1 protein-coding gene is annotated in these 1,456 nt (G+C 63.1%); it reads left to right on the top strand.

Annotation, left to right across the window (positions count from 1 at the left end; translation table 11 throughout):
* The first annotated feature begins 228 nt into the window (after nucleotides 1-228).
* Nucleotides 229-1,434, top strand: coding sequence for an IS110-like element ISBma3 family transposase (locus DIE23_RS38960; protein WP_124618186.1), 1,206 nt, complete (start codon nucleotides 229-231; stop codon nucleotides 1,432-1,434).
* Nucleotides 1,435-1,456: the final 22 nt, after the last annotated feature.

Here is a 1,456-nt window from a genome sequence, read left to right as displayed (position 1 = left end):
CGTTACTATCTTCACGCCCCGATAATTGGGGCTTTGGCCAGCCAGGCCCGGCATGATTCTCGCCCCCAGTCGCAGTCATGATCCGGGGGGTGTTGTCACCGGGCCTGGTGGGTGGCTGGTGATCGCTGATAGGGGTTTGGCCGGGATATCCCGACGCCGTCCGTAACGTGGATGCCGAGACTTGCCACCGTTGTTGCAGGCCAATCCGTTCACTCTGCATAAACTTCGATGCAAGACACTCAACAACGTGACGCCGTCGATATCTTTGTCGGCGTCGATGTCGGTAAAGGCCACCATCACGCCGTGGCACTCGATCGGAACGGTAAGCGCCTGTACAACAAGGCTCTACCCAACGACGAGGCCAAGCTGCGCGCCCTCATCGCCGAACTCAAGACTCACGGTCGACTGCTGTTCGTCGTCGATCAGCCTTCCACCATCGGCGCGCTTCCTGTAGCCGTCGCCCGCGCTGAAGGCGTACTCGTCGCCTATCTGCCCGGACTGGCCATGCGCCGCATCGCTGATTTGCACGCTGGCGAAGCCAAGACCGACGCCCGCGACGCCGCGATCATCGCCGAAGCCGCTCGTTCGATGCCGCATACGCTGCGCTCGCTTCGCCTGGCCGACGAGCAGCTCGCCGAACTCACCATGCTCTGCGGCTTCGATGACGACCTCGCCGCTCAGGTCACGCAAACCAGCAACCGCATTCGCGGCCTGCTTACTCAGATCCATCCAGCGCTCGAGCGTGTTCTCGGACCGCGCCTTGACCATCCGGCGGTACTCGATCTGCTTGAGCGCTATCCGTCGCCCGCCGCGCTTGCCGGCACCAGCGAGAAAACGCTCGCCAATCGCCTGACCAAGCTCGCTCCTCGCATGGGCAAAGGCTTAGCGGCCGAGATCGTTCAGGCACTGAGCGAACAAGCCGTGACCGTGCCCGGCACGCAAGCCGCTACCATCGTCATGCCCCGTTTAGCCCAACAGCTTGCGGCCTTGCGTCAGCAACGCGACGAGGTCGCTGCCGAAGTTGAGCGACTGGTGCTTGCTCACCCTCTTTGGCCGGTCCTGACCAGCATGCCGGGAGTCGGCGTCAGGACTGCCGCCAGACTCCTGACCGAAGTTGCCCACAAAGCCTTCGCCTCGGCTGCACACCTAGCAGCCTACGCAGGCCTCGCGCCAGTCACCCGACGCTCAGGCTCGTCGATCCGTGGCGAGCACCCATCCAGACGGGGCAACAAGGTGCTCAAGCGCGCCTTGTTCCTATCCGCCTTCGCGGCCTTACGGGACCCAGTCTCACGGGCCTATTACTCGCGCAAGATCCAGCAAGGCAAGCGTCATAACCAAGCGCTCATCGCGCTCGCACGGCGACGCTGCGACGTTCTGTTCGCCATGCTGCGTGACGGCACCATTTACCAACCCAAGTCAGCCCTTAACGCTTGACGAAGGACATAGGGGCACCCCC

The sequence above is a fragment of the Burkholderia sp. Bp9143 genome, from assembly GCF_003853645.1.
Taxonomy (GTDB): Bacteria; Pseudomonadota; Gammaproteobacteria; order Burkholderiales; family Burkholderiaceae; genus Burkholderia.
The sequence above is the reverse complement of the archived record's forward strand: the minus strand, read 5'-3'. Positions and strand labels throughout refer to the sequence as shown.